Annotated in this window: 18 protein-coding genes; 6 read left to right on the top strand and 12 right to left on the bottom strand. The window is 70.6% G+C overall.

Annotation, left to right across the window (positions count from 1 at the left end; all coding sequences use genetic code 11):
• Positions 1–153: 153 nt before the first annotated feature.
• The 6 genes from AC3RJ7_RS03395 to AC3RJ7_RS03370 form a co-directional block, all read right to left on the bottom strand.
• On the bottom strand, positions 154–1,245 hold the full coding sequence (locus AC3RJ7_RS03395; RefSeq protein ID WP_491454420.1) for a Glu/Leu/Phe/Val dehydrogenase family protein: 1,092 nt from the start codon (positions 1,243–1,245) through the stop codon (positions 154–156).
• A 247-nt stretch (positions 1,246–1,492) separates the two neighbouring features.
• Positions 1,493–3,103, bottom strand: coding sequence for a bifunctional phosphoribosylaminoimidazolecarboxamide formyltransferase/IMP cyclohydrolase (gene purH / locus AC3RJ7_RS03390; RefSeq protein WP_491454419.1), 1,611 nt, complete (start codon positions 3,101–3,103; stop codon positions 1,493–1,495).
• The gene (purN, locus tag AC3RJ7_RS03385; protein ID WP_491454418.1) at positions 3,100–3,693 is read right to left on the bottom strand and encodes a phosphoribosylglycinamide formyltransferase; all 594 of its coding nucleotides are present in this window, start codon (positions 3,691–3,693) and stop codon (positions 3,100–3,102) included. The genes purH and purN overlap by 4 nt, the downstream gene beginning before the upstream one ends.
• Positions 3,694–3,702: 9 nt before the next feature.
• Complete coding sequence (locus AC3RJ7_RS03380) at positions 3,703–4,968, bottom strand: cell division protein PerM (protein WP_491454417.1); 1,266 nt, start codon at positions 4,966–4,968, stop codon at positions 3,703–3,705.
• A 60-nt stretch (positions 4,969–5,028) separates the two neighbouring features.
• The gene (locus AC3RJ7_RS03375; RefSeq protein ID WP_491454416.1) at positions 5,029–6,546 is read right to left on the bottom strand and encodes a hypothetical protein; all 1,518 of its coding nucleotides are present in this window, start codon (positions 6,544–6,546) and stop codon (positions 5,029–5,031) included.
• A 64-nt stretch (positions 6,547–6,610) separates the two neighbouring features.
• The gene (locus tag AC3RJ7_RS03370; RefSeq protein ID WP_491454415.1) at positions 6,611–7,162 is read right to left on the bottom strand and encodes a hypothetical protein; all 552 of its coding nucleotides are present in this window, start codon (positions 7,160–7,162) and stop codon (positions 6,611–6,613) included.
• 438 nt (positions 7,163–7,600) lie between these two features.
• On the opposite strand from AC3RJ7_RS03370, the gene AC3RJ7_RS03365 reads away from it, so the two are divergent.
• A complete protein-coding gene (locus tag AC3RJ7_RS03365; protein ID WP_491454414.1) occupies positions 7,601–9,340 on the top strand; it encodes a prealbumin-like fold domain-containing protein in 1,740 nt (579 codons plus the stop codon).
• 132 nt (positions 9,341–9,472) lie between these two features.
• On the opposite strand, the gene sucD is transcribed toward AC3RJ7_RS03365, so the two are convergent.
• The gene (gene sucD, locus AC3RJ7_RS03360; protein WP_491454413.1) at positions 9,473–10,381 is read right to left on the bottom strand and encodes a succinate--CoA ligase subunit alpha; all 909 of its coding nucleotides are present in this window, start codon (positions 10,379–10,381) and stop codon (positions 9,473–9,475) included.
• Between the two features lie 17 nt (positions 10,382–10,398).
• A complete protein-coding gene (gene sucC / locus AC3RJ7_RS03355) occupies positions 10,399–11,562 on the bottom strand; it encodes an ADP-forming succinate--CoA ligase subunit beta (RefSeq protein WP_491454412.1) in 1,164 nt (387 codons plus the stop codon).
• Positions 11,563–11,781: 219 nt separating this feature from the next.
• Between sucC and AC3RJ7_RS03350 the strand changes: the two genes are divergently transcribed.
• The 3 genes from AC3RJ7_RS03350 to AC3RJ7_RS03340 all read left to right on the top strand — a co-directional run bounded on the left by AC3RJ7_RS03350 (position 11,782) and on the right by AC3RJ7_RS03340 (position 16,528).
• Complete coding sequence (locus tag AC3RJ7_RS03350) at positions 11,782–12,636, top strand: DUF72 domain-containing protein (RefSeq protein WP_491454411.1); 855 nt, start codon at positions 11,782–11,784, stop codon at positions 12,634–12,636.
• A gap of 52 nt (positions 12,637–12,688) precedes the next feature.
• Positions 12,689–13,411 carry a VIT1/CCC1 transporter family protein gene (locus AC3RJ7_RS03345; protein WP_491454410.1) on the top strand — a complete coding sequence of 241 codons (723 nt, stop codon included), beginning with the start codon at positions 12,689–12,691 and terminating at the stop codon, positions 13,409–13,411.
• Positions 13,412–13,510: 99 nt separating this feature from the next.
• Positions 13,511–16,528: an FG-GAP-like repeat-containing protein gene (locus AC3RJ7_RS03340; RefSeq protein ID WP_491454409.1), complete on the top strand. Its 3,018-nt coding sequence runs from the start codon at positions 13,511–13,513 to the stop codon at positions 16,526–16,528.
• A gap of 22 nt (positions 16,529–16,550) precedes the next feature.
• Here AC3RJ7_RS03340 and AC3RJ7_RS03335 read toward each other — a convergent pair whose 3' ends face one another.
• The 3 genes from AC3RJ7_RS03335 to AC3RJ7_RS03325 form a co-directional block, all read right to left on the bottom strand.
• Complete coding sequence (locus tag AC3RJ7_RS03335; RefSeq protein ID WP_491454408.1) at positions 16,551–17,102, bottom strand: NUDIX domain-containing protein; 552 nt, start codon at positions 17,100–17,102, stop codon at positions 16,551–16,553.
• 11 nt (positions 17,103–17,113) lie between these two features.
• Positions 17,114–19,618: an ATP-dependent helicase gene (locus AC3RJ7_RS03330; protein ID WP_491454407.1), complete on the bottom strand. Its 2,505-nt coding sequence runs from the start codon at positions 19,616–19,618 to the stop codon at positions 17,114–17,116.
• Positions 19,619–19,739: 121 nt separating this feature from the next.
• Positions 19,740–20,795 carry a glycerophosphodiester phosphodiesterase family protein gene (locus AC3RJ7_RS03325; protein ID WP_491454406.1) on the bottom strand — a complete coding sequence of 352 codons (1,056 nt, stop codon included), beginning with the start codon at positions 20,793–20,795 and terminating at the stop codon, positions 19,740–19,742.
• A gap of 168 nt (positions 20,796–20,963) precedes the next feature.
• Here AC3RJ7_RS03325 and AC3RJ7_RS03320 point away from each other — a divergent pair, with 168 nt between their 5' ends.
• Together AC3RJ7_RS03320 and AC3RJ7_RS03315 are read left to right on the top strand one after the other, a co-directional pair.
• A complete protein-coding gene (locus tag AC3RJ7_RS03320) occupies positions 20,964–21,767 on the top strand; it encodes a Bax inhibitor-1/YccA family protein (RefSeq protein WP_491454405.1) in 804 nt (267 codons plus the stop codon).
• Positions 21,768–21,994: 227 nt separating this feature from the next.
• On the top strand, positions 21,995–24,013 hold the full coding sequence (locus tag AC3RJ7_RS03315; RefSeq protein ID WP_491454404.1) for a cell wall-binding repeat-containing protein: 2,019 nt from the start codon (positions 21,995–21,997) through the stop codon (positions 24,011–24,013).
• A 15-nt stretch (positions 24,014–24,028) separates the two neighbouring features.
• Here AC3RJ7_RS03315 and AC3RJ7_RS03310 read toward each other — a convergent pair whose 3' ends face one another.
• Positions 24,029–24,976 carry an L-lactate dehydrogenase gene (locus tag AC3RJ7_RS03310; RefSeq protein ID WP_491454403.1) on the bottom strand — a complete coding sequence of 316 codons (948 nt, stop codon included), beginning with the start codon at positions 24,974–24,976 and terminating at the stop codon, positions 24,029–24,031.
• Between the last annotated feature and the right edge of the window lie 50 nt (positions 24,977–25,026).

Raw genomic sequence — 25,026 nt, 5'->3', positions numbered from 1 at the left:
CGGGCCTGCGACCGCCGCACGGCAGCCCTCTCCCGCGCTCCTCATCGATCGAGTGGGCGATGGTGGTCCAGTTCCGGGCCGGTATCGGACAACCACCGCCCACTCGATACGCGTGGGGTCGATCCCCGCAGATCGAGCGGGGCGACGCCGGGACTAGCGCCCGGCGTCGAGGCGGGCGCGGGCGAGGCGCTCGGCGGCGTCGAGCGTCGTCGTGCCCGTCGCCTCGGCGTCCTGCAGCACGGCGGCGACCACGTCGCCGATGCCGGCGATGCGCGCGTCGAGCGCGGCCTGGTCGGCGCCGGGCTGACCGGCCACGTCGAGGTAGATCACGCCGCCCGCGTTGACCACGAAGTCGGGCGCCCAGACGATGCCGCGGTCGCGCAGCAGCTCGGCGACGTCGCGCGAGGCCAGCTGGTTGTTCGCAGCGCCGACGACGGCGGCGACCCGCAGCTCGGCGACGACCTCGGGCGTGAGCACGCCGCCGAGCCCGCACGGCACGAAGACGTCGGCCTCGACGCGGTGGGCGTCGGCCGGCTCCACCCAGGCGGCGCCGAGCTCGTCGGCGAGCGCGCGCTTCGACTCGGCGACGTCCGTCACGGTGAGTCGGGCGCCCGCGGCGGCGAGGCTGCGCGCGAGGCGACCGCCCACCTGGCCGAGGCCCGAGATGACCAAGTGGCGACCCGCGGCGTCGCGCGAGCCGAAGACCTGGCCGAGCGTGGCGAGGATCGAGGCGTGCACGCCGGCGGCGGTCGCATCGGCGGGCTCGCCGACGCCGCCCTGCTCGGGCGGCAGGCCGCAGACGTGCTCGGTGCGTTCGTGGACGACGGCCATGAGCTCGGCGCTCGTGCCCACGTCTTCGGCCGTCATGTAGGCGCCGCCGAGCGACTCGACGGCGTCGCCGAGGTCGAGCATCGCGTCGCGCTTCTGCGCCTCGTCGAGCACGACGCCCGACGGCACGACGACGACCGACTTGCCGCCGCCGCGCATGAGGCCGGCGGCCGCGTTCTTCATGGTCATCGCCTGCGAGAGGCGCAGCGCGTCGGCGAGGCCGTCGGTCCAGTGCCCGTAGTTCCAGACGCGGGCACCGCCGAGCGCCTGGCCGAGCCGCGTGGAATGCACGGCGACGATGACGGTGAGGCCGGAGCGGGGACCGCGGGTGATGAGCACCCGCTCGTGGTCGGGGGCGTCGCTCGGCAGGGTGGCGCTGACCTCGGCGGCGCGCGCCGGGGCGTGGGTGATCGACATCGATCGTTCTCCTCGAATCATCCGCTTCGTGGGCGGAACCTGGCCCGCGCGTGGTGTGCGCAGGGTCGATTCAAGGGTACCGCCGAGCGGATGCTCCGGGGCGCATGCGGCCAGCCGTGACACCCGCCGTCGCCCCGGTCGGGAGGAGTTCGCACGATCGGGAGGAGCGTTCGCGAGATCGGGCCCTCCCGATCGTGCGATCTCCTCCCGATCGAGCGAGTGGACCGGGCGGCCTCGTGCAGACGGCCTAGTGGAAGAAGTGGCGCTCGCCCGTGAAGTACATGGTCACCCCGGCCGCCTTCGCCGCCTCGATCACCTCTTCGTCGCGCACCGAACCGCCGGGCTGCACGACGGCCTTCACACCGCCGTCGAGGAGGATCTGCAGGCCGTCGGCGAAGGGGAAGAACGCGTCGGATGCCGCGACCGAACCGGTCGCGCGGTCGCCGGCCCGCTCGACGGCGAGCTTGCACGAGTCGACGCGGTTGACCTGGCCCATGCCGACGCCGACCGAAGCGCCGCCCGAGGCGAGCAGGATCGCGTTCGACTTCACGGCGCGGCACGCGCGCCACGCGAACTCGAGGTCGGCGAGGGTCGCCTCGTCGGCGGGCTCGCCCGCGGCGAGCGTCCACTCGGCGGCGGGCGCGAAGTGGCGGTCGGCCTGCTGCAGGAGCATGCCGCCCGAGACCTGCTTGAGCTCGACTGCGGTCGGCGCGAACCCCTCGGGCAGGGTGAGCAGGCGGATGTTCTTCTTCTGCGTGAGCAGCTCGACCGCCTCGGCCTCGAACGCGGGCGCGACGAGAACCTCGGTGAAGATGCCCGAGACCGTCTCGGCCATCTCGCGCGTGACGATGCGGTTCGCGGCGATGACGCCGCCGAACGCCGACACCGGGTCGCACTCGTGCGCCCGGCGATGCGCGTCGGCGATGGGGTCGGCAGCGCCGGGCGCGGCGACGGCGATGCCGCACGGGTTCGCGTGCTTGATGATCGCCACGGCGGGCTCGTCGAAGTCGAACGCGGCCCGCACCGCGGCATCCACGTCGACGTAGTTGTTGTAGCTCATCTCCTTGCCGTGCAGCTGCACGGCCTGGGCGATGCCCGGGCGACCGCCCTGCGAGGCGTAGATCGCCGCCCGCTGGTGCGAGTTCTCGCCGTAGCGCAGGTCGGCGTCCTTCAGCCAGGTGCCGCCCACCCAGGCCGGGAACGGCGACACGTCGACCGGCTGGTCGGGGGCGACGACGCTGCCGATCCAGCTCGCGACCGCGACGTCGTAGGAGGCGGTGTGCCGGAACGCCTCGCGCGCGAGCTCGCGTCGCTGCGCGAGCGTCGTGCCGCCCGCGGCGACCGCCGCGACGAGCTCGTCGTAGCGGTCGGGCGAGACGACCACGGCGACGTTCGCGTGGTTCTTCGCCGAGGCGCGCACCATCGCGGGTCCGCCGATGTCGATCTGCTCGACGACCGCGTCGGGCTCGGCGCCCGAGGCGACCGTCTCGACGAAGGGGTAGAGGTTCACGACGACGAGCTCGTACGGCGCGATGCCGAGGCCGGCGAGCTCCTGCTCGTGCGACTCGAGACGCAGGTCGGCGAGGAGCCCCGAGTGCACGGCGGGGTGCAGCGTGCGCACGCGGCCGTCGAGGTGCTCGGGGTAGCCCGTGACCTCGGCGATCTGGGTCACCGGCAGGCCGGCGTCGGCGATCGCCTTCGAGGTGCCGCCCGTCGAGACGATCTCGACGCCCGCGCCCACGAGCGCGGTCGCGAGTTCGACGAGGCCGCGCTTGTCGCTCACGGCGATGAGCGCCCGCCGCACGGGTACGACGTCGCGTTCGCGGTAGAGGCTGGGGTCGATGGCGTGGCCGCTCATGATCGTGCGAGGTCCTTCAGGTCGAGGTGCGAATTGGCGATGTCGAGCACGGCCTGGATGAGCAGGCGACGCTCGACGGGCTTGATGCGGTCGTGGAGGCTCGACTCGGTGTCGCCCGGCAGCACCGGGATGCGCTCCTGCGCGATGATCGGGCCGCCGTCGACCGAGTTGTCGACGACGATGAGGCTCGCCCCCGTCTGCGCGACGCCCGCGGCGAGCGCGTCGCGCACGCCGTGCGCGCCCGGGAACTCGGGCAGGTACGCCGGGTGCGTGTTGATGAGCTGCGGCGAGAACGCGTCGACGACCGCGGGCGGCACGAGGCGCATGAGCCCGGAGAGCACGACGAGGTCGGGCTCCCAGGCGCGCACCTGCTCGATGAGCGCGTCGCCCCAGGCGTCGCGGTCGTCGTACGCGGTGAACGGCACCGTGAAGGTCGGCACGCCGAACTCCTCGCCGAGCACGAGACCGGATGCCTCGCGGTCGGCGCCGATCGCCACGACGCGCGCGGGGAACTCGGCGTCTTCGGCGGCTTCGAGCAGGGCCCGGAGGTTGGAGCCTCCACCTGAGATCAGGACGACGAGCTTGAGCACCCCTCGAGCCTACCGGCCGGGATCGGGCCGTGACGTCGCGGGCTCGACCCCGATGCCGGTCCGTTGCTGCAGGCGTGCGGCGATGCCGCCCGCGATCGCGCCCACGCCGACGGTCGCGCCGGCGACGAGGGCGACGGCGAAGCCGTCGGGACCGACGACCGCGAGCCGTCCCGGCCCGACCGCGCCGCCCGACCACCACGCGAGCAGCCCGAGCACCGTCGCCGCGACGACGGCGGCTCCCGCCCCCACCGCGAGCGGCCGCCACCACGCGTCGTCGCGGTCGTCCGCCGGGATGCGGTCGCGACCCACGAGCCACGCGCCGGCGAATCCGAGCACCACGGGCACCAGGAGCCACAGCGCGGCGAGCGCGGGCGCCTCGCCCGGCAGCGCGCCGAGCAGCGGGATGCCGGGGATCTGGCCCAGCACGGTGCCGCCCGGGGCGACCGTGGTGCCCGCGCCGATCGCGAAGCCGGGGCCGAGCAGCCAGGCGGCGACCCAGACGACGAAGTTCGGCAGGAAGGCGAGCTCGGCGACGAAGAGCAGCAGTCCACCGTCGACGCCGGTGCCGAGCGCCTGCGAGAGACCCGCGATCGTGGCGTAGTCGAGCGCGATGAGCACGGCGACGAGGACGCCCGCGACGGCGAGCACGCCGAACGCGGCGCCGGCACCGATGCGCACCGCCTGCCGAACCGCACCCACGAGGTCGCTCGGCAGCGCCGCGACGCGGTCGCGCAGCCACCCGCCGCCGAGGTCGTCGGTGTTCGCCGCTCGCATCGTCTCGAGCACTGCGCCGATCACCACGCCGATCGCCATCACGAACGGGGGCAGCAGGAGCGCCTGCCAGAACGACACGCGCGCGGCGTCGGTGGTCGCGGCCAGGCCGAGCACCGCCCCGACGAGCGCGGCGACGGCGACCGCCGCGATCGATCCCGTGATCGAATGCCCGCCGATGGCCGAACGACGACCGATGCGGCGCCCGGCGACGACCGTGAGGAGCGCGAACCCGAGCAAGGCGATCGTGATGGGGAACGGGTCGCCCGCCCCGGGCACGCCCGTGCGGGCCGCGGTCACCTCGTCGAGGCGCACGACGACGTCGACGCCGTGACCGAGCAGCCAGGCGTCGGCCGCCGCGCGGAAGAACGCCGAAGCGTCGACGGCGAGCCCGAAGTGCACCGCCCACACGACGAGCAGCGGGACGAGCGCGATACCGAGCCCGATGAGGGCGGCGACAGCGGCTTCGAGGGCGGCGAGCAGGGCGATCGTCGTGCGACTCATGACGCCGTCGAGCCTACCGCCGCGGGCGGGGTTCGCCCGCCGCCGCGGCGGCGCGGTCGATCACGCGCGCGGCGACGTGTCCAGCGGCTCCGTCTCCTGTCGGTCCACGTCGAGCACGGCCGTGTCGGCGTCGCCGTCGGGCTCGTCGCCCTCGACGTCGCCGTCGAGAGCGACCCGGTCGGCGTCGGCGGCCGGCGCCGAGGCATCCGCCTCGATCTCGTCGGCCGGGCGGCGCAGGAGCTCGACGAGCAGCACGGCGATGAGCGCGACGATGACGGTGCCCCAGATGGCGCCCGTCGTGACCGGCCGGTTGAACATGAGCACGGCCGCGGCGATGAGCGCGATCGCGCCGTAGACGAATCCGCGCGCGCGGTCGAGCGCGATGCCGAAGCCGCCGGTCGTGATGCCGTGAGCGGCCGCCGTGCGGCGGAGCGATGCGAAGCCGGAGCCGGCGAACCCGCGGACCGCGCGAGCGGGGCGCCACGGCCCGGCGAACCAGGCGATGATCGTGACGAGGAGGCCGAGCACCACGACCGCCGCGGTCGTCGACGCCATCGCCTCGGTGACGTAGCCGTAGATCGCGGTCGCCGCCCCCGCGGGGATGATCGTCGGGCTGACCGCCCCGAGGAAGACGAGCCTGCCGACGTCGAACCCCGCGGCGAGGAGCGCCATGATGAGGGTCAGCCCGCCCGCCGTCCAGAAGAGCGCGACCGGCCGCCGCTTGGCGACGAAGATCCCCGCGACGAGGAAGAGGACGGCGATCCAGGGCAGCCACGTGCCGACGGCCACCGCGAGCGCGTAGACGGTGCTCACGAAGACGAACGCGTCGTCCTGCGCGATCACGATGCTCTTCTCGATGACCGGGATCTGCTCGGCGAAGCCGACCCCGTTCTCGACCAGGCGCTGCTTCACCGCCTCGATGATCGGCCCGAGCTGCACCGACAGCGAGCCGTCGTCACCGATCTCGAGGGCGGCGTTCGGGTCGTTCTGCATCGCCGCGACGAACTGCTTGTGCGTGACCCGCAGCGCGTTCGCCCAGATGTCGGCGAACGCCTCGCTCGTCACGATGCGGTCGACGACCCCCGCGACGAGCGATTGCAGGCCCTGGACGGCCGGCGCCTCGAGGAGGCCGAGCGCCTGTTCGGCCCGCGGCGGCAGGTCGAGCGAGCGGATTCCGTCGAACACGTCGGAGGTCAGCTGCGGAATGTCGACCTCATTCTCGATGGCCGTCGTGACCTGGTCGGCGACGTAGCTCTGCACCGCGGGATCCTCGGCGAGCGGTGCGACCGTCGCGACGAACTGGTCGGTGTCGACGAGTTCTGCGCGCGCCCAGCTCGTGACCACCGCAACCGGCGCGAGCAGGAGGCCGATCACGACGAGGACGACCGCGGCCGCGGTGCGGCCGCGACCGCGACCCCGCTTCGCCCGCGGAGCGCCCGACTCATCGGCACGCGCCGCCGATTCGGCCGCCACCGCGGCCTCAGTGGCCGCGGCCGATGCAGCGTCGGCCAGCTCGCGCAGTCGCTCGTTCTCGCCCTCGAGTTGTGCGATCCGAGCCTGCAGCTCGGCATTGGTCATCTTCGGCATCATGCCCCCTTTGGCATGACGATAGCGGTTCGGGGGCCGCGGTTCATCACGCAGATCAGTGGATGATCGCCTTGAGCAGGATCATGACGATGCCGAACGCGGCGGTGCCGAGGGCCCCGAGGAGCTGCAGGTGGAGCGGCGCCCCCCGGCGCCGGTAGGCGACGAACCCGAGCACGGCGAGCACGACCACGCCGGCCCACAGCGCGATCCAGATCGTGAGCAGGTCGGGCACGACCTTCAGCGCGCCCAGCAGCAGGATCGCCGAGGGGATGAGCGCCGAGAAGAGGAGGCCCAGCGAACGCCGGAACGACTCGGCGAACGCGTCGCGCAGACCCATCACGTGCCCGACCGCGAGGCCGTGCCGCGCGACCGTGCCCGCGTAGACGTGCGCCGCCCAGAAGACGAGCACCGTGATCACGACGGTCCAGAAGACCTGCCACGAGCTCGACCCGTGCGAGCCGGCCACGACGATCATGCCCGAGACGAGCAGCACGCCGTATATCGACTCCTCGGTGACGAACGCCGTGCGCACGAGGCTCTCGCGCGGCTCGGTCGGCACTTTCCGGCGGGAGCCCCCGCGCGAGGCATCCCCCTCATCGATGTCCATGTCCGCAACTCTCTCACAGCGACCGGGGTACCCCCTGTTCCGGGACATGAGGCCCACCCGATCGCGTGATCGTCGCGGTTCGGGGTCTCGAGCCTTCCGGGTACCCCCCGTTCTGGGTTATTGAGGATTGCTCAAATGCTCTTCTCCCGCCGTCGAAGTCGGAGTACCGTCGCTCCTGAGCCCTGAGACTCCCCCTCGGTCCGATGACTCCCGCCGTCGATTACCCGCGACGACGGGCCCGACGACTCTCACCCGCACGCCCTGCCACGCCCGCGCCTGCCGCCTCGCAACCCATCGCCTCCGCGGAGGACCGTCCGGTCCGCCCGGATCGGATGACGATGCGCAACTCCGGAGGCGACGATGCCACTGCGCAACCAACCCGAGAACTGTCCCACTCCCCTCGAGCGCAGGCGACGCCGGCGCTCCCCGATCCTGGCCGTGGCCGCCGCCGCCGGACTCGTCCTGTCCGGCCTCGCGATGGCACCGGCCTTCGCGAGCCACCCCGAGGTGAGCCTCTCCGGCTCGAACTTCGAGATCGACACCGACGCGAACCTCAAGGTCGATGACGCCGCCCCCTCGCTCGACTGGGCGAACGTCGCGGACAACCGCAAGGCCGACAACCCCAGCGGCCAGAACGACAACTCGTTCGGTCAGGGCACGAAGGAAGACGACGCCGTGCCCTCGGTCGTCTCGGGCAGCATCCCTCCCCAGAAGAGCGATCTGCTGAACTTCGGCGTGTACCTCGAGGAGAACGTCGACACCGATCCCACCCCGACCGTGAAGTCGGACGACCTGCTCCACCTGTTCTGGCATCGGGTGCAGGAGCCGAACGGCACCACCAACATGGACTTCGAGTTCAACCAGAGCAAGACCCTCTCGAGCAACGGCGTGACACCCGTTCGAACCGCGGGCGACGTGCTGATCCAGTACGACCTCTCGCAGGGCGGCGTCAACCCCGTGCTGTGGGTCTCCCGCTGGGTCACCACCGGCTCGAGCAGCCAGTGCGAGGCGTCGAACAGCGTGCCGTGCTGGAGCGACAAGAGCAGCCTGACGGCTGCGGGCTTCGCGACGGGGTCGATCAACACGAGTGCGATCCCGGCGGCGCAGTCCGACGGTCTGGCCACCGGTCAGAACTCGGTCTCGCCACGCACCTTCGGTGAAGCCACGGTCAACTTCTCGGCGATCCTCGGTGACACGTGCATCTCGTTCGGCAGCGCATACCTGAAGAGCCGGTCCTCCGACTCGTTCACGTCGGCGCTGAAGGACTTCATCGCACCCCTCCCGACGCCGGAGCTGTCGAACTGCGCGAAGGTCATCATCCGCAAGGTCACGGTCCCCGCGGGCGAACCCGATGAGTTCGCCTACACGTCGGTCCTCAACCGCGTCGGAACAGCGAACGACAACCCGTCGTTCTCGCTGAGCCACGGCGAGGACCAGACCTACTCGGACGTCCTCCTGGGGAACGACCAGAGCGTGACCGAGACGCAGCCGCTGGCCACCGGGTGGGCGCTGACCTCCATCGACTGCACGGCGAGTACGGGGGTCACGGTCGCGGCCGGCGACATCAACCTCGCGACCGGGACGGTGACGTTCGATCTCGACAGTTCGAACGACGTCCTCGACTGCACGTACACGAACACGCTGCAGACGGGCTCGCTGCTCATCGTGAAGGACCGCAAACACGCGGCCTCGAACGATGACGACCCACTCACGACCGGTGAGACCCACCCGCATGCGGGTGTGGACTTCACGGTCTCGGGTGGTGACCTGTCGGCCGACATCGAGGTGACGACCGGGGCGGACGGCACGGTGTGCATTCCGGACCTGATCATCTCGTCGATCGCGGGAGCCTACACGGTGACCGAGGACGTGCCGGCTGGCTACGTGTCCGACGACGCGTCGAAGGACGTCAACGTGCTGCTGGGCGACGGCTGCGACGGCACGGACGACTCGACCACGGTCAACTTCGTGAACACGCCGCTGACCGATCTCACCGTGAGCGTCGACTCGCTGGTGCCGGGCGGCACGTTCTCGAGTATCGTCTGCACGGACTCGGCGGCCCCGCCCAATGAGATCGGCTCGAAGGACGGGATCACCGACAAGGTCGACGACCCGAGCGTCACCGTCGAGGACCTCGAGCCTGGCACCTACGTGTGCACGGTCGTCATCGATCCGTGATCGGAGGCGCTGAACCCGAGATGAGGTAAGGACCCGGCGGGCACCCCCGATTTCGCCCGCCGTACGCAGAACCCCGCAGACCATGGTCTGCGGGGTTCTGTCGATTCAGCCGAGGATGCCTCGGCGCGCGGCTTACTCGCCGAGCGCGGCGTACACCTCGCGGAGGAGCTTCGCCGTCTCGCTCGGGGTCTTGCCGACCTTGACGCCGGCGGCCTCGAGCGCCTCCTTCTTGGCCTGCGCGGTGCCCGCCGAGCCCGACACGATCGCGCCGGCGTGGCCCATCGTCTTGCCCTCGGGGGCGGTGAAGCCCGCGACGTAGCCGACGACCGGCTTCGTGACGTTGGCCTTGATGAAGTCGGCCGCACGCTCTTCGGCGTCGCCGCCGATCTCGCCGATCATGACGATCGCCTTGGTCTCGGGGTCGGCCTCGAACGCGGCGAGCGCGTCGATGTGCGTCGTGCCGATGATCGGGTCGCCGCCGATGCCGATCGCCGTCGAGAAGCCGAGGTCGCGCAGCTCGTACATCATCTGGTACGTCAGCGTGCCCGACTTCGAGACGAGGCCGATCGGGCCCTTGCCCGTGATGTTCGCCGGGGTGATGCCGACGAGCGACTCACCGGGGCTGATGATGCCGGGGCAGTTCGGCCCGATGATGCGGGTCTTGCCGCCCTTCTCCTTGGCGTAGGCCCAGAACTCGGCCGAGTCCTGCACGGGCACGCCCTCGGTGATGATGACGAGGAGCGGGATCTCGGCGTCGATGGCCTCGACGACGGCGTCCTTCGTGAAGGCCGGGGGCACGAACGCGATCGAGACGTCGGCGCCGGTCTGCGCCATGGCCTCGGCCACGGACGCGAAGACGGGGAGCTCGACGGGGTTGCCCGAGGCATCCGTGTGCAGCACCGTGGTGCCGGCCTTGCGGGCGTTCACGCCGCCGACCACCTGCGTGCCGGCCGCGAGCATGCGCGCGGTGTGCTTCGAGCCCTCGCCGCCGGTGATGCCCTGGACGATGACCTTGCTGTCCTTGTCAAGAAAGATCGTCATGATTACTTCTACGCCCCTTACGCGTTCGCCAGCTCGGCGGCCTTGTCGGCGCCCTGGTCCATGTTCTCGGCGAGCGTCACCAGCGGGTGCGCGGCCTCTTCGAGGATGCGGCGGCCCTCGACGACGTTGTTGCCGTCGAGGCGCACGACGAGCGGCTTGTTCGCGGCCGAGCCGAGCTCGGCGAGCGCGCCCACGATGCCCTTGGCGACCTGGTCGCACGCGGTGATGCCGCCGAAGACGTTGACGAACACGCTCTTGACCTGCGGGTCGCCGAGGATGATGCCGAGGCCGTTGGCCATGACCTCGGCCGAGGCGCCGCCGCCGATGTCGAGGAAGTTCGCGGGCTTCACGTTGCCGTGGTTCTCACCCGCGTAGGCGACGACGTCGAGCGTCGACATGACGAGGCCCGCGCCGTTGCCGATGATGCCGACCTCGCCGTCGAGCTTGACGTAGTTGAGGTCGAGGGCCTTCGCAGCGGCCTCGAGCGGGTCGGCCGCCGCCTTGTCCTCGAGCAGAGCGTGGTTCTGGTGACGGAACTCGGCGTTCTCGTCGAGCGAGACCTTGCCGTCGAGGGCGATGATGTTGCCGTCCTCGTCGAGGATGAGCGGGTTGACCTCGACGAGCGTCGCGTCCTCGCCCTTGTAGACCTCGTAGAGCTTCACGAAGACGTCGGCGACCTTGTCGACGAGCTTGGCCGGGAAGTTCGCGGCGACCGCGATCTCGCGGGCCTTGGCCGCGTCGACCCCGGCGATCGGGTCGACCTCGATGCGCGCGAGCGCCTCGGGCTTCTCGACGGCGAGCTGCTCGATCTCCATGCCGCCCTCGACGCTCGTGAGCGAGAGGTACGAGCGGTTGGCGCGGTCGAGCAGCACCGAGAAGTAGAACTCCTGCGCGATGCGGGCGCCGCCGGCGACCATGACGCGCTTGACGACGTGGCCCTTGATGTCGAGGCCGAGGATCGCCTTCGCGGCCTCGTACGCCTCGTCGGGGGTCTTCGCGACCTTGACGCCGCCGGCCTTGCCGCGGCCGCCCGTCTTCACCTGGGCCTTGACCACGACGACGCCGCCGAGCTTCTCGGCCGCCGCGCGCACCTCGTCGGGGGTGTCGGCGACGATGCCCGGAAGGACCGGGACCCCGTACTGCTCGAACAGGTCTCTGGCCTGGTACTCGTAAAGATCCACGCTCTACTTCCAATCGGTCCGCACGCGCGATCGCGTACAGGGGCTGGTGGGTTTCGGCCCGGAGGGCGACGAAAAACATCTCGACGTCAAGACAAGTGGGCCGTCTACTATGCTACTCCCCGCCTCGACGGGCCGAGAATCGGGCGGGATGCCTCGGTGTCTCGCCGACCGGACGGCAACCCCCTTGGCGCCCCGGGTCCTGTTCGGAAGACTTGCCGGATGGCACAGGCGGCCGCGCGAACGCGTCGCCCGGAGGTTCGGATCGGCATCTCGGGGTGGGTGTACCCGCGCTGGCGCCGCGAGTTCTACCCGGCGGGGCTCCGACAGGCCGACGAGCTCGCGTACGCGGCGGACCGGATGACGGCGATCGAGCTCAACGGCTCCTTCTACGCGCTGCAGCGGCCGGCCAGCTGGGCGCGGTGGCGCGACACCGTCTCCGACGGTTTCATCTTCGCCGTGAAGGCGCCGCGATTCATCACGCACATCAAGCGGCTTCGCGAGGCCGACGCGCCGCTCGCGAACTTCTTCGCCTCGGGCGTGCTCGACCTCGAGGCGAAACTCGGGCCGATCCTCTGGCAGCTGCCGCCCACGCTCCCCTACGAGCGGGGGCTGCTCGACCGCTTCCTCGGCAAGCTGCCGCACACTCGCGCCGAGGCGGCGCGCCTCGCCGCCCGGCACGACGACCGGATGAGCGGACGAAGCTCGTACCGGGTCGGCGAGGACGCACCGATCCGGCACGCGGTCGAGGTGCGGCATCCCTCGTTCGAAGCCGCAGCCGACGAGTGGGCCGCCCTGCTCGACCGGCATCGCGTCGCGAGCGTCGTCGCCGACACCGCCGGACGGTACCCCCGGATCGACCGGGTGACCGCCGACTTCGCCTACGCCCGCCTGCACGGCGAGGAGGAGCTCTACGCCTCCGGGTACGACGACGAGGCACTCGACCGCTGGGCCCGCTGGGCGGGCGAGCAGCTCGCCGCCGGCCGCGACGCCTACCTCTTCTTCGACAACGACGTGAAGGTGCGCGCGCCGTTCGACGCGATGGCGTTCATCGGGCGATTCCCCCGCCCCGGCTGAGGCGAGCCTCGCCATGCTGGCGGTGAGCGACGCCCGCTGCAAGACTTCGCGCATGACGGATGCCTCGACCGAACCGCAGCACGGCGCCGACCCGCACGACGCGAAGGTGCACGAGAAGCTGAACTGGCTGCGCGCGGGCGTGCTCGGCGCGAACGACGGCATCATCTCGGTGGCCGCGCTCGTCGTCGGCGTCGCGGCCGCCACGACGGACGTGGGCGCGATCCTCGTGGCCGGTGTCGCCTCGGTCGTCGCGGGGGCGATCTCGATGGGTCTCGGCGAGTACGTGTCGGTGTCGACGCAGCGCGACACCGAGCACGCGCTCATCGCGAAGGAGACGCGCGAGCTCGCGGAGATGCCCGACCAGGAGCTCGCCGAGCTCGCCGGCATCTACCGCGCGAAGGGCCTCTCGGCCGAGACCGCCGACCGGGTCGCACGCGAGCTCACCGAGCACGACGCGCTCGCCGCCCATCTCGAGGCGGAGCTCCACATCGCTGCGGACGATGTCGTGAACCCGTGGCACGCGGCCGGGGCATCCGCGCTGTCGTTCCTCGTCGGCGCCGTGCTGCCGATGCTCGCGATCCTGCTGCCGCCCCCCGAATGGCGGATCGCCACGACCTTCGTCGCGGTCGTCGTCGCGCTCGCGATCACCGGGTGGCTCTCGGCCTGGATCGGCGGGGCGCCGCGCGGACGTGCCGTGCTGCGCGTCGTCATCGGCGGAGCGCTCGCGCTCGTCGTGACGTGGGTCATCGGCGGGCTGCTCGGCGGGGTCGTCTGACGGGCGTCGCCCTCCGAACTGGGGCCGTGTGGGCGCACCGGGCCGCGCGTAGAGTGCGCCTCGACGGCCCGCGGGGACGGGCGGACGGCGAGGTGCACGATGTCCGGAGTCGGCCAGGCCTTCTCGAGGCGCACGTTCCTGCAGGGGTCGGCGGCCGTCGCCGGAATCAGTCTCCTCGGGCTGCCCGAGCTGCTGCAGGCGCCGCCCGGCGCGATCGCCGCACCGACCTCGACGGCGCTGCCCTCGGGGTACGCCGCGCCGACGACGCCGACCGGGGTCGCCCTCCCGATGCTGAGCGACGCACTGAACTTCAGCCGGCCCGAATGCTACGAGACGATCCAGGCCGGCCGACGGCCGAACAACCGCATGCACCAGACGGCCGACATCGACGGCGACGGGCAGGACGAGCTCATCGCCCGGGGCTCCGGCGGCATCCTCGCCTACCGCTTCGACCCGGGCACCGGCCAGTGGTGGAGCCTGCGCAACGGACCGGCATGGAGCGACAACCGAGGTTGGGCGCGCAACAACCACTTCGCGACGATCCAGACGGCCGACCTCGACGGCGACGGTCGCGCCGAGCTCATCGGGTGGGGGCCTGCGGGCATCGAGGTCTACCGGTACGTCTCCGATGCGGAGGGCTGGAGCGACCTCGATGTGGCGAACCCGATCACCCAGAAGAACTTCGAGGCCCCCTTCTACTCCGGCACGATGCAGTGCGCCGACATCGACGGCGACGGTCGCGACGAGCTCCTCGTCCGCTTCAGCGATGGCCTCCACGTGTGGAAGCTGGACGGCACGGCCTGGACGAAGATGCCGACGCTCACCGTCATGTCGGATACGAACGGCTGGGACCTGATGAGCCGGTTCCCGACGATCCAGTGCGCCGATCTCGACCTCACGGGCGTGGCGTGGGTGCTCGGCCGCGACGCCGCGGGCCTCCATGCCTGGAAGTACGCGAACGGCGGCTGGACGGAACCTCATCCGGTGCTCGCCGATCTGAAGGAGGACGACACCTCCCTCGGCGACGTGCTCTACGACGACTGCATCCAGTGCGCCGACCTCACGGGTTTCGGCAGCCTGAACCTCCTCGCGCGCGTCGGCCAGCAGCTCAGGGTGTGGCAGCACCGGCTCTCCGGGTGGGAGGAACTGGCGCCGGGCGCCGGCCCGATGCTCACCGACGCGAACGGGTGGAGCGAACCGCAGTACACGATGACGATCCAGACCGCGCGACTGGCGGGCGGACACGCCATGGTCTTCGCCCGGGCATGGGCCGGCATCGTCGTCTGGGAGTTCACCGGAGCGGAATGGATCGAGTTCGAGGCCGGTCACCCCGCCTGGTCGGACGACAACGGCTGGGACCGCGTCCAGTACTACAGCACGATCCAGACCGCCCGAGTGCGCACGAGCGACAACGAGTCGAACCCGCATGTGCCCGCCAACCAGTCGGGCACGGTCGACGTGCTGATCGGTCGCTCGGCGCTCGCGATCGAGACCTACTGCCTGCAGAGCGACGGCGACTGGGCGGAGACGAGCGCGCCGTGGCCCACGCTCGACGCCGGCGCCTACGCGGCGGCGGCGATCGCGCTCGGTCTCACCGACGGACGGCAGGTGCGCGACCTCTACGAGCTCGACCGCGATCTCGACAAGGACGCGTCGAAGCTCGACAGTCCGGTGCCGCCGCCGCCCGCCGAGTACACGGGTTCGCTCGGCACCTGGACGGCCACGTGCACCCAGCTCGCCGTCGAGCTGCGACGGGCCGGTGGCGTCAACGGCTGGTACACGAACGTGAACCATCTGATCACGCAGACCTCCATCGGCGACGACCTCTCGCTCCAGGCGGTCGCCGCAAGCCTCCAGCTCAAGGACACCTCGAAGACCTCGCTGGCCCTGTCGATCATCTCGACCCTCGCGAACGCCGCCGCGTCGGCACTCACCCTCGGCGACTTCGACGTGGCGTCGTGCGCCGCCGGGTTCGTCAGCTCCGCCTTCGGCGCCGGTGCCGCGGCGACGGGCGGCGCGAGCGACGCCGCGCAGAACACGATCGCCAACCTCGACGAAGAGCTCAGCACCCGATACCGAGCCGCACTCGACGAGAGCGCCGACCAGTCGGCCCGCGCGACGAAGGACTACGGGCTCATGACGGCGATCGCCGAGCAGATCGCGAGCGCGAACCTCGCCTGGTCGTGGAGCGGGCCCGCGCAGAACGCTATGTCCGACGCGAGCCAGCGATCGTTCAACGTCTCGGCCTGCCAGGCCCTGGTGATCCCGGTCGGCTGGAAGTGGTCGGTGTGGGGTCTCGACGTCGATGTCCCCCGCACGCCGTACGAGAAGTACCTGACGAACGGCTGGCTCTGGGCGACCGTGCCCGACGACGACCCCGAATCGTACTACTGCGGCCTCTACATGCTCGTGCAGGGCACCTACACGCTGATCGACGACAACCCGCTCTCCCTTGTGGTCGGGCCGTCGAACGCCACGATCACGTCGTACTCCGTTCCCGTCGAGGACATCATCGCCGCGCGTCACGGGTGGCCACGCCTCGGCAGCGCGGCGACCGAGCGCATCTACACGGGGTGCTCCGACGTCGCCGCCCCATGGACGTTCGGCCCCGATGCCGACACCACCGGCACCGCCGTGAGCGCCCTCGGCGCAGGCACCCTCGCGGCGGGCACCGCCGGAGCCGTCTCGCCGACCGTCGGCAGCACGTTCGCCACGACCGCAGCCGCATCGGGCAAGGCCACCGCCCGCGGCAGCAAGGGAACCCCGCAGAAGCCCGACAAGCCGAACCCGCCACGGCCGCTCGGCGTCGACCTCGCCCTGCGGGTGCGCCTCGAGCGCGACGCGATCGGCGAGATCGTCGCACGCATCGACGTCGCCAACTACGGGCTCAGCCCGGCCGAGGAGGCCGAGATCAACGTCGCGACCCTCGGCGGGCGGGCGCCGCGCGCGCACTCCCTGCCCACTCGCCCACGGGTCATCGACGACGGCGAGGAGCTGCGGGCGCACCTGCGCTATTCGGGCGTGCGCGGCAAGCCGGGCAAGCAGGTGCCCCTCAAGGTGACCGTGCGGTATCGCGGGGGCGAGTTCAGCGACACGCTGCTGCTGCAACTGCCCTGACGCCGGCGCCTCGCCCGCGCGCTCAGCCCACCCGACCGAGCGCGAGCGCCGCGTACATGAGCGCCGCGACCGTCTCGCCGTCGGAGATCTCGCCCTCGCGCACCATGCGCATGACGTCGGCCCACGGCACGGCGCGCACGGCCGATATCCCCTCTTCGAGCCGGGTCTCGCGCGAGGCATCCGCGTCACTCGCCCGCCTGAGGCCCGTCGCGAGATAGACGTGCTCGACCGCCCGGGCGATGCCGTTGAGCGCGGTCATACGGCCGATCTCACGCCATTCGGATGCCTCGTACCCGGTCTCCTCCGCGAGTTCGCGCTGAGCGGCGACGAGCGGGTCTTCTCCGTCGGTTCCGCCGGCCGGCACCTCGACGCTCGCCCCGACGGTGTGCCGGTCGACCGTGACGAGGAGCACCTCATCGTCGTCGGTGAGCGCGACCACGAAGGCGGCCGGGTGCGCCATCTCGACGACGCCGTAGATGCCGGCGTCGCCGTCGGGTCGCTCGACCTCGTCTTCGATCACCCGGATCCACCGGTTCTCGTAGACGGTGCGTGATGAGCGCGTCGGCCAGGCCATTCGACCCGGACTCAGATCTTCTCGATCGGGGCGATCTTGATGAGCAGCTTCTTCTGGCCGGCGCGATCGAACGAGACGTGCGCGATCTTCTTCGTGCCCTCGCCCGTGACCTGGGTGACCTTGCCCTCGCCGAAGTCGGTGTGTCGGATGCGGTCGCCGGCCTCGAGCGTGAGGTCGCCGTTGTCGCGCACCGTGCCCGTGACCTTGTTCGCCCACTCGGTCTTCGGCTTCGCGCTGCGGGTGACGCTGAACCGCTCGAGATCGCGGTCGCGGGTGCCCCACGCGCCGCCGTCGCGGCGGGCGTTGAGCGCGCGGGGTTGCGTGCCGCCGCGACTCGTCGCCATGCCGGGCGACTGCCGCCAGTCGATGAGCCCCTCGGGGATCTCCTGGAGGTAGCGGCTCGGCATCGCGACCGCGACCTCGCCGAACTGGGCCCGGCTCATCGCGAGCGAGAGGTAGAGGCGCTTGCGGGCGCGCGTGATGCCGACGTAGAAGAGGCGTCGCTCTTCGGCCGGTCCGCCGGGCTCGGACGCCGACATCTGGTGCGGCAGCAGCCCCTCTTCGATGCCCGTGAGGAACACGGCGTGGTACTCGAGCCCCTTCGCGGTGTGCAGCGTCATGAGCGAGACCGTGCCCGACGCGTCGTCGAGCTCGTCGGCCGCGGCGACGAGCGAGACCTGGGTGAGGAAGTCGACGAGCGTCGCACCCGGGTTCTCACGGTCGAAGTCGCGGGTCTGCGCGACGAGCTCTTCGACGTTCTCGGCACGCGTCTCATCTTGCGGGTCGCGGCTGTTGCGGAGCGCGTCGAGCAGGCCCGACCGCTCGAGCAGGAAGACGAGCACGTCGGAGACCTTCGTGCCCGAGACGCCCGTCGCCGCGCCCGCCGAGGCGCCGGCGGTCGGGTTGCCCTCGGCGTCGGTCGAGCCGCCCGCCGTCGCCAGCATCGCCGCCGCCTCGTCGAGCACGTCGGCGAGTGCGAGGATCGCACCGGTCACCTTCGGGCCGAGCCCGAGCCCACCCGCTGCGCGCATCGCCTCGCGGAAGCTCACCTCGTTCTGCTCGGCGAACGTCGCGATCGCCGTCTCGGTCGCCGGGCCGATGCCACGCTTCGGCGTGTTGAGGATGCGCCGCAGCGCGAGCTCGTCGAGCGGGTTCGCGACCGAGATGAGGTACGCCATCGCGTCCTTGATCTCGGCGCGCTCGTAGAACTTCGTGCCGCCGACGACGCGGTACGGCAGTGCCGAGCGCACGAAGATCTCCTCCAGCGCACGGGTCTGCGCGTTCGTGCGGTAGAACACGGCGACGTCGCGGTAGGCGATGCCGTCGCGGTGCAGTGCCTCGATCTCGTCGGCGATGAACTGCGCCTCGTCGTGCGCCGTGTAGCCGGTGTAGCCGACGATCTGATCGCCGTCTCCGTCGGCCGTCCAGAGTTTCTTGTCCTTGCGGTCGAAGTTGTTCGAGATGACCGCGTTCGCCGCGGACAGGATGTTCTGCGTCGACCGGTAGTTCTGCTCGAGCAGCACGACCCGCGCACCGGGGAAGTCGCGCTCGAACTCGACGATGTTGCGGATGTCGGCGCCGCGGAACGCGTAGATCGACTGGTCGGAGTCGCCGACCACCGTCAGCGAGGCGCCCGGGATCGACCCCGAGGCATCCACGAGCCCGCGCACGAGGATGCCGTGCTCGTCGAGCTCGCGCACGACGGCCGGCTCGATCGGCCGGGTGAGCTCTCGGATGAGCGCGTACTGCGCGTGGTTCGTGTCCTGGTATTCGTCGACGAGGATGTGCCGGAACCGGCGCTGATACAGCGCCGCCACCTTCGGGAAGGCGCGGAACAGGTAGACCGTCTCGGCGATCAGGTCGTCGAAGTCGAGGGCGGATGCCTCGCGCAGGCGCCGCGTGTACTGCCGGAAGATCTCCAGGAACATGACCTCTTGCGGGTCGTTCGTGTTCGCGTTGCGCGCGTACGTCTCGACGTCGGCGAGCTCGTTCTTGAGCTTCGAGATCTTCGCCTGGGCGCTCGCGGGCGTGAAGCCCATCGTGTCGGCGTCGAGCTCTTTGATGATGCGCTTGAGGATCGTGCGCTGGTCGGCGGAGTCGTAGATCGTGAACGTCGACGAGAGCCCGAGCGACTCGGCCTCGCGGCGCAGGATGCGCACGCACGCCGAGTGGAACGTCGAGATCCACATGCCGGACGCGCTGTCGCCGAGGAGCGCCTGCACGCGCTCGCGCATCTCGGCGGCGGCCTTGTTCGTGAAGGTGATCGCGAGGATCTGGCTCGGCCAGGCCTCGCGCGTCTCGATGAGATGGGCGATGCGGTGCGTGAGCACCCGGGTCTTGCCCGAGCCCGCGCCCGCGACGATGAGCAGCGCCGGGCCGCGGTACTCGACGGCCTCTTTCTGCTGCGGGTTGAGGCCGTCGGTGAGGCGGGAACCGGGGCCGGATGCGTCGGCGGAACGTGCGGGCGGCGCCTCGCGCCAGCCGGCCGGGTCGTCGGGGTCGAGGATCAGCGTCATGTCGCCTTCAAGTCTAGGCGCGGCCGCCGACACCACGTCCGCCGCCACCCGTCGGTCGAGCAGGCGCGCAGCGCCGTGTCGAGACCACGCCGCGGAGGCGGACCCGATACGCTCCTCGTCGCTACTCGGCCGACCTCGCGAAGTCCGCCCGCGCCTCGACGCCGAGATCGGGATGGTCGACGAAGACCCCGTCGACCCCCGTCGCGAGCACCTCCGCGAACTCCGTCGCCCAGTCACCGTAACCGGCCCGGGCGGAACCCCTCCGGTTCGCGGCGACGAGGAACCGGTTCTCGGGCCGCAGCGTCCACGTGTAGACCTCGAGACCGACCGCGTGCGCCGCGGCGACGAGCGCCGCTCCGCGCAGGGGCGGCGCCGAGGCATCCCTCACCGGCTTCGGGGGCGGCCCGACGAGGCGGCCCTTGCCGACGCTCACGCCGTCGAAGCGGCCGGCCAGGTCGCGCAGGCCGTCGGCGGTGACGAACGAGTCGTACCGCGGCGCCCGCCGCCCGTGTTCGAGCACGAGGTCCCACGGCGCGCCGTGCTCCTCGACGAGGGCGATGCGCTTGCCACGGATGCCTCGTGCCGCGAGCCGATCGAGCAGCGTCGGTTCGAACGCCTCCATGATCAGCCGCTCGTCGCCCGCGCCCCAGCCGGCGGCGTCGAGCTCGGCGGCGAACAGCTCGTCGAGCGGCAGGCCGAGGGCGTCGAAATGGGCGGCGTGCTTGAACTCGGCGACCATGCGGATCATACGGCGCTGCTCGTCGGCGGCCGTTTCGATGAGGTCGAACAGGTCGCGCAGCCGGATGATCGGGTAGCGGCCGTCGAAGCTCGCGCTCGCCGGCCGCAGCGACCCGAGCCGTTCGCGGGCGCGCAGCGTCGAGAGCTCGGCCCACGTGAAGTCCTCGGTGAACCAGCCGGTGAGCGGGGCGCCGTCGATCTCCCGCGTGGTGCGCCGACCCGCGAACTCGGGTCTCGCCGCGACATCCGTGGTGCCCGAGATCTCATTCTCGTGCCGCAGCACGAGCACCCCGTCGCGCGTCGAGACGATGTCGGGCTCGACCGCGTCGGCGCCGAGCGCGAAGGCGAGCTCGTAGGCCGACCGGGTGTGCTCGGGGCGGTAGCCCGGCGCGCCGCGGTGTCCGATGACGAGCGGACTCGAGGCCAGGTCGGGCTGCATCTGCCCAGCGTAGCCAGCGGCCCAGGGGCCGGTCGTCGGCCGCCCCGGAATTCCGCGAGAACTCACGGCGTTGTCACGAAGAAGTCGGGTAGGTTTGTTACCTGGCACGGATGCCGCATCCGGTCGCCGATCCCCCGCATCCGACGACAGCCGAAAGCAGAGGAATCCATGGCTCTCGACAACCCCGCATTCTCGCGGAACTCCGCCTTCTCTTCGCAGGGAGCCGTGGCCGCAGCGCAAGACCTCTCGGCCCAGCAGCTGCAGGAGATGTACAACCAGCCGTCGACGCCGCCCGCCGGCGAGACGATGACGGTCGAGACGACGCTCGCCAAGTCGGTCGCCGGCTTCGGCCTGCTGCTCGTCGGTGCCGCGATCGGCTGGATGACGGTCGAGAGCGTGCCGTTCCTCTGGATCAGCGCCGGCATCGTCGGCTTCGTGCTCGCACTCGTCAACACCTTCAAGCGCGAGCCGTCGGCCGGCCTCATCCTCGCCTACGCGGGCGTGCAGGGCCTCTTCGTCGGCGGCATCTCGGCCTGGTACGAGATGGCCTTCGGCGGCGGCATCGTCGCACAGGCCGTGATCGCGACGCTCGTCGTCTTCGGCGTGACGCTCGCCCTCTTCGCCTCGGGCAAGATCCGCGCCTCGAAGCGCGCGACCAAGGTCTTCCTCATCGCGATGGTCGGCTACCTCGTGTTCTCGCTCGTCACCTGGGGCCTGCAGCTCTTCGGCGTGATCGGCGACGTGCGCTCGCAGCCGAGCCCGTTCTTCGGCATCGAGTGGGGCCTCATCATCGGCGTGCTCGTCGTGCTCATGGCGGCGTACTCGCTCGTGCTCGACTTCGACTTCATCCAGCAGGGCGTGCGCAACCGCGCCCCGAAGAAGTACGAGTGGACCGGTGTCTTCGGCATCATGGTCACCGTCATCTGGCTCTACCTCGAGATCCTGCGCATGCTCGCGATCGCGCGCGACTAGTCGCTCCGCCGGTCGAGTAGGCGCGCAGCGCCGTATCGAGACCCGAACGGCCGCCCCTTCGCTTGTCGAGGAGGCGGCCGTTCGGCGTTTTTCGGGCGCACCCGGCGCTGAGCGAATCAGGAGTCTTCCCAGTGGGTCGCGAGTGTGATGGAATCGCTCGAGGCATCCCGCGGCATTGCGCAGGCGGTACGCCCGTCCCCTGCGACCCGAACGCCCCGGAGACCCGATTGATCCGCCCCGCTTCACCTCACTTACGTGCCCGTCGAACGGGTCGATCGTTCTCGCTCGCTGTCGTCGCGCTTCTTGCCATTGCCTCGGCGGCACCGGTAGCAACGGCCGCCTCCGCGGCGCCCGCCGTCCTTTCCCGTGCCGACGGAATCAGCGCCACCTCGATCGGAACCGCCTCGATCTCGGGCAAGGTCACGCTGAGCGACGGCAGTCCACTGGCAGAGGGCTCGGTCAGTGCAACCGGCCCAGGAGACGGATCCGCGCGGACCGCCGCTGACGGGACCTACCGCATCGATGGGTTACCGCCGGGCAAGTACACCTTGCTGTTCAACCCCCGGCGCGAAGACCTGGCGGACTACGTTCCCGAATACTGGAACAACAAGTACGTCTTCCAAGACCCGACGTACTTCGACCTCACGGCCGGCCAGAGTCGCACCGGCATGAATGCGACGCTCGGGCGCGGTGCAACGATCTCAGGAAGGGTCGACCTCGCCGGGGGCGTTCCGTTCGGAGTCGGTTTGGTCAACGTGGTGAATGCCGACGGGTTCTCCGCGGTGCGGGGCAACTCGGGCGAGCTGTCGGCGGACGGCACGTTCTCGATCCGTGCGGTCCCTCCCGGCACATGGACACTCGAGTACTGGTGCCACGATACTTACGGCAGGCACTACATGCCCGAGTACTGGGGCAACAAGCCCTACCGTTCGCAGGCAACATACTTCACTGTTGCCGCGGGCGGTGTTCGCACGAACATGAACGCCGAACTCATTCGCGGCGGGTCGATCTCGGGCCGGCTGACCGGCCCCGCGGGCGAGCCGCTCGCCGACGTTTCGGTCATGCTCGACAGTGCCCACAGCTGGGCCACCGGGGTCGACCGGCAGGAGCTGACGCTCGGTGCGACGACCGATGCGAACGGCTCATACACCGTGCACGGTGTCGCGCCCGGCCTATGGACGCTGTACACCTATCCGCCGGAGGGTTCCGGGCTCCGCCATGAATGGTGGAGCGACCGACGCATCGGAAACGGCGACCCGATCCGCCTGCTCGCGAACCAAGACCTGTACGGCAGGAACCTACAACTCACGTACGAATCGAAGACACACCCGTGGGGCGCGGTCTCCCGCATCGCCGGGAGTGATCGCTACGCCACCGCAGCCCGAGTCTCAGCCGCGCAATTCTCACCAGGCGTACCAGTGGCGTACCTCGCCAGCGGGGTGACGTTTCCCGACGCGCTCTCTGCCGCACCGGTCGCCGCTGCAAATCGTGGACCAGTGCTACTGACGGCGCCGACGAGGCTTCCCGGTGTCGTCTCCGACGAACTCCGACGGCTACAGCCGAAGCGCATCGTCGTTCTTGGCGGCGTCGGATCGGTGAACGCTTCGATCGAACGCGAGCTCGCTTCGTTGACGTCGGGAAGTGTGACGCGGATCGGCGGCGTTGATCGGTATGCCACTTCGGCCGCGCTCTCGAAAGCTCAATTCGTGCCGGGTGTGCCGGTCGCCTACATCACGAGCGGATCGAAGTTCCCGGACGCGCTTTCGGCTGCCCCACAGGCGGCCCTGAGCGACGGACCGATCCTCCTGACTGATGGTCGTGGCCAACTCCCGGCCGCCATCGTCGCCGAATTGAAGCGCCTGAAGCCCGAGGAAGTCAGGATCATCGGGGGTGGCACCGTCGGCCCGTACTCCTATACACAACTCGACTCGCTCTCGGCGGCGGACGGCTCGGAGATCATCAGCGGCCGCGATCGATATGAAACGTCGGCACTTCTGTCGACGCGGTTCGATTACGGCGTCTCGGTCGCATATGTAGCAAACGGCATGGAGTTCCCCGATGCCTTGGCCGGCGGCCCGGTCGCCGGCATCAGGAGTGGATCCGTCCTCTTGACCTCACGAGACAGCCTGCCCAAGTCCGTCGCAGATGAGCTCAAGCGCCTGCGCCCCGACAAGATCGTCATCCTCGGCGGCACCGGCGCGGTGTCATCCAAGGTCGAAGCCCAGCTCAATGCCATCTCCGGCTGATCGGGTTGCTCCGTCTCAGTACCCGAATGCCGCGGCGGCGGCCCTGATCGCCTCGGCGGATGCCGCGAGCTGCGCCCGCTCGCGATCGGAGAACGGGGTGCCGACGATCGGTCGCGCACCCTCGCCGTCGACAACGCTCGGCAGCGACAGCGCGACGCCCTCGAGTTCGGGGAACCCGAGGCCGTGCACCGTGCTCACCGGCAGCACGGCGTGCTCGTCTCGGAGCACCGCCTCCACGATGCGGGCGCCCGTGAGCCCGATGGCGTAGTTCGTCGCGCCCTTGCCGCGGATTACGGTGTATGCCGCCTCCCGCACCTCGCGGGCGATACCATCGAGTTCCTCGACCGTGAACCGCTCACCGCCCGCCCAGTCGAGGATCGGCACCGGACCGATGCGCGCCTCCGACCACAGCGGGAACTCGGTGTCGCCGTGCTCGCCGACGATGTTCGCGTGCACGCTCGACGTCGCCACCCCCGCCCGTTCGGCGAGCCGCCACCGCAGGCGTGACGTGTCGAGCACCGTGCCCGAACCGAAGACGCGCTCGGGCGGCAGCCCCGTGATGCGCTGGGCGACGAGCGTCAGCACGTCGACGGGATTGGTGACGAGGACGAACACGGCACCCGGCGCCCGCTCGAGGAGCAAGGGCAGCAACCGTTCGAGAATGCCGACGTTCGTGCCGGCGAGGTCCATGCGCGTCTGGCCGGGAGCCTGCTTCGCCCCGGCTGTGACGACGATCGCGTGCGAGCCCTCGACGACGCCGAGATCCGAACCGCCGGTGACCCGCGCACGAGTGAATTGGGTCCCGTGCGCGAGGTCGAGCACCTCGGCCTCGACCTTCTCGGCGGCGATGTCGTAGAGCACGATCTCCGCGGCAGAATCCCTGATAAGCGCGGCATAGGCCAGGCTCGATCCCACCGCTCCGGCCCCGACGACGGTCAGCTTGCTGTTCTCGACGACTCCCATGCGGCCAGTCTGCCGCACTCGAATCTTCCCAACGGGGTCTCCCGTGTGCT

The sequence above is a fragment of the Agromyces solani genome (genome assembly GCF_058349925.1).
Note: the sequence above shows the minus strand (reverse complement) of the source record. Positions and strands in the feature narration are given on the sequence as shown.

Excerpts from the sequence above, each read along its gene's own strand:
- AC3RJ7_RS03320 (WP_491454405.1), top strand. The coding sequence starts at position 20,964 with ATGGCTCTCGACAACCCCGCATTCTCGCGGAACTCCGCCTTCTCTTCG.
- AC3RJ7_RS03395 (WP_491454420.1), bottom strand. The coding sequence starts at position 1,245 with ATGTCGATCACCCACGCCCCGGCGCGCGCCGCCGAGGTCAGCGCCACC.
- AC3RJ7_RS03340 (WP_491454409.1), top strand. The coding sequence starts at position 13,511 with ATGTCCGGAGTCGGCCAGGCCTTCTCGAGGCGCACGTTCCTGCAGGGG.
- AC3RJ7_RS03375 (WP_491454416.1), bottom strand. The coding sequence starts at position 6,546 with ATGACCAATGCCGAGCTGCAGGCTCGGATCGCACAACTCGAGGGCGAG.
- AC3RJ7_RS03380 (WP_491454417.1), bottom strand. The coding sequence starts at position 4,968 with ATGAGTCGCACGACGATCGCCCTGCTCGCCGCCCTCGAAGCCGCTGTC.
- AC3RJ7_RS03350 (WP_491454411.1), top strand. The coding sequence starts at position 11,782 with ATGGCACAGGCGGCCGCGCGAACGCGTCGCCCGGAGGTTCGGATCGGC.
- AC3RJ7_RS03370 (WP_491454415.1), bottom strand. The coding sequence starts at position 7,162 with ATGGACATCGATGAGGGGGATGCCTCGCGCGGGGGCTCCCGCCGGAAA.
- AC3RJ7_RS03345 (WP_491454410.1), top strand. The coding sequence starts at position 12,689 with ATGACGGATGCCTCGACCGAACCGCAGCACGGCGCCGACCCGCACGAC.
- purH (WP_491454419.1), bottom strand. The coding sequence starts at position 3,103 with ATGAGCGGCCACGCCATCGACCCCAGCCTCTACCGCGAACGCGACGTC.
- AC3RJ7_RS03335 (WP_491454408.1), bottom strand. The coding sequence starts at position 17,102 with ATGGCCTGGCCGACGCGCTCATCACGCACCGTCTACGAGAACCGGTGG.
- sucD (WP_491454413.1), bottom strand. The coding sequence starts at position 10,381 with ATGACGATCTTTCTTGACAAGGACAGCAAGGTCATCGTCCAGGGCATC.
- AC3RJ7_RS03310 (WP_491454403.1), bottom strand. The coding sequence starts at position 24,976 with ATGGGAGTCGTCGAGAACAGCAAGCTGACCGTCGTCGGGGCCGGAGCG.
- AC3RJ7_RS03325 (WP_491454406.1), bottom strand. The coding sequence starts at position 20,795 with ATGCAGCCCGACCTGGCCTCGAGTCCGCTCGTCATCGGACACCGCGGC.
- AC3RJ7_RS03330 (WP_491454407.1), bottom strand. The coding sequence starts at position 19,618 with ATGACGCTGATCCTCGACCCCGACGACCCGGCCGGCTGGCGCGAGGCG.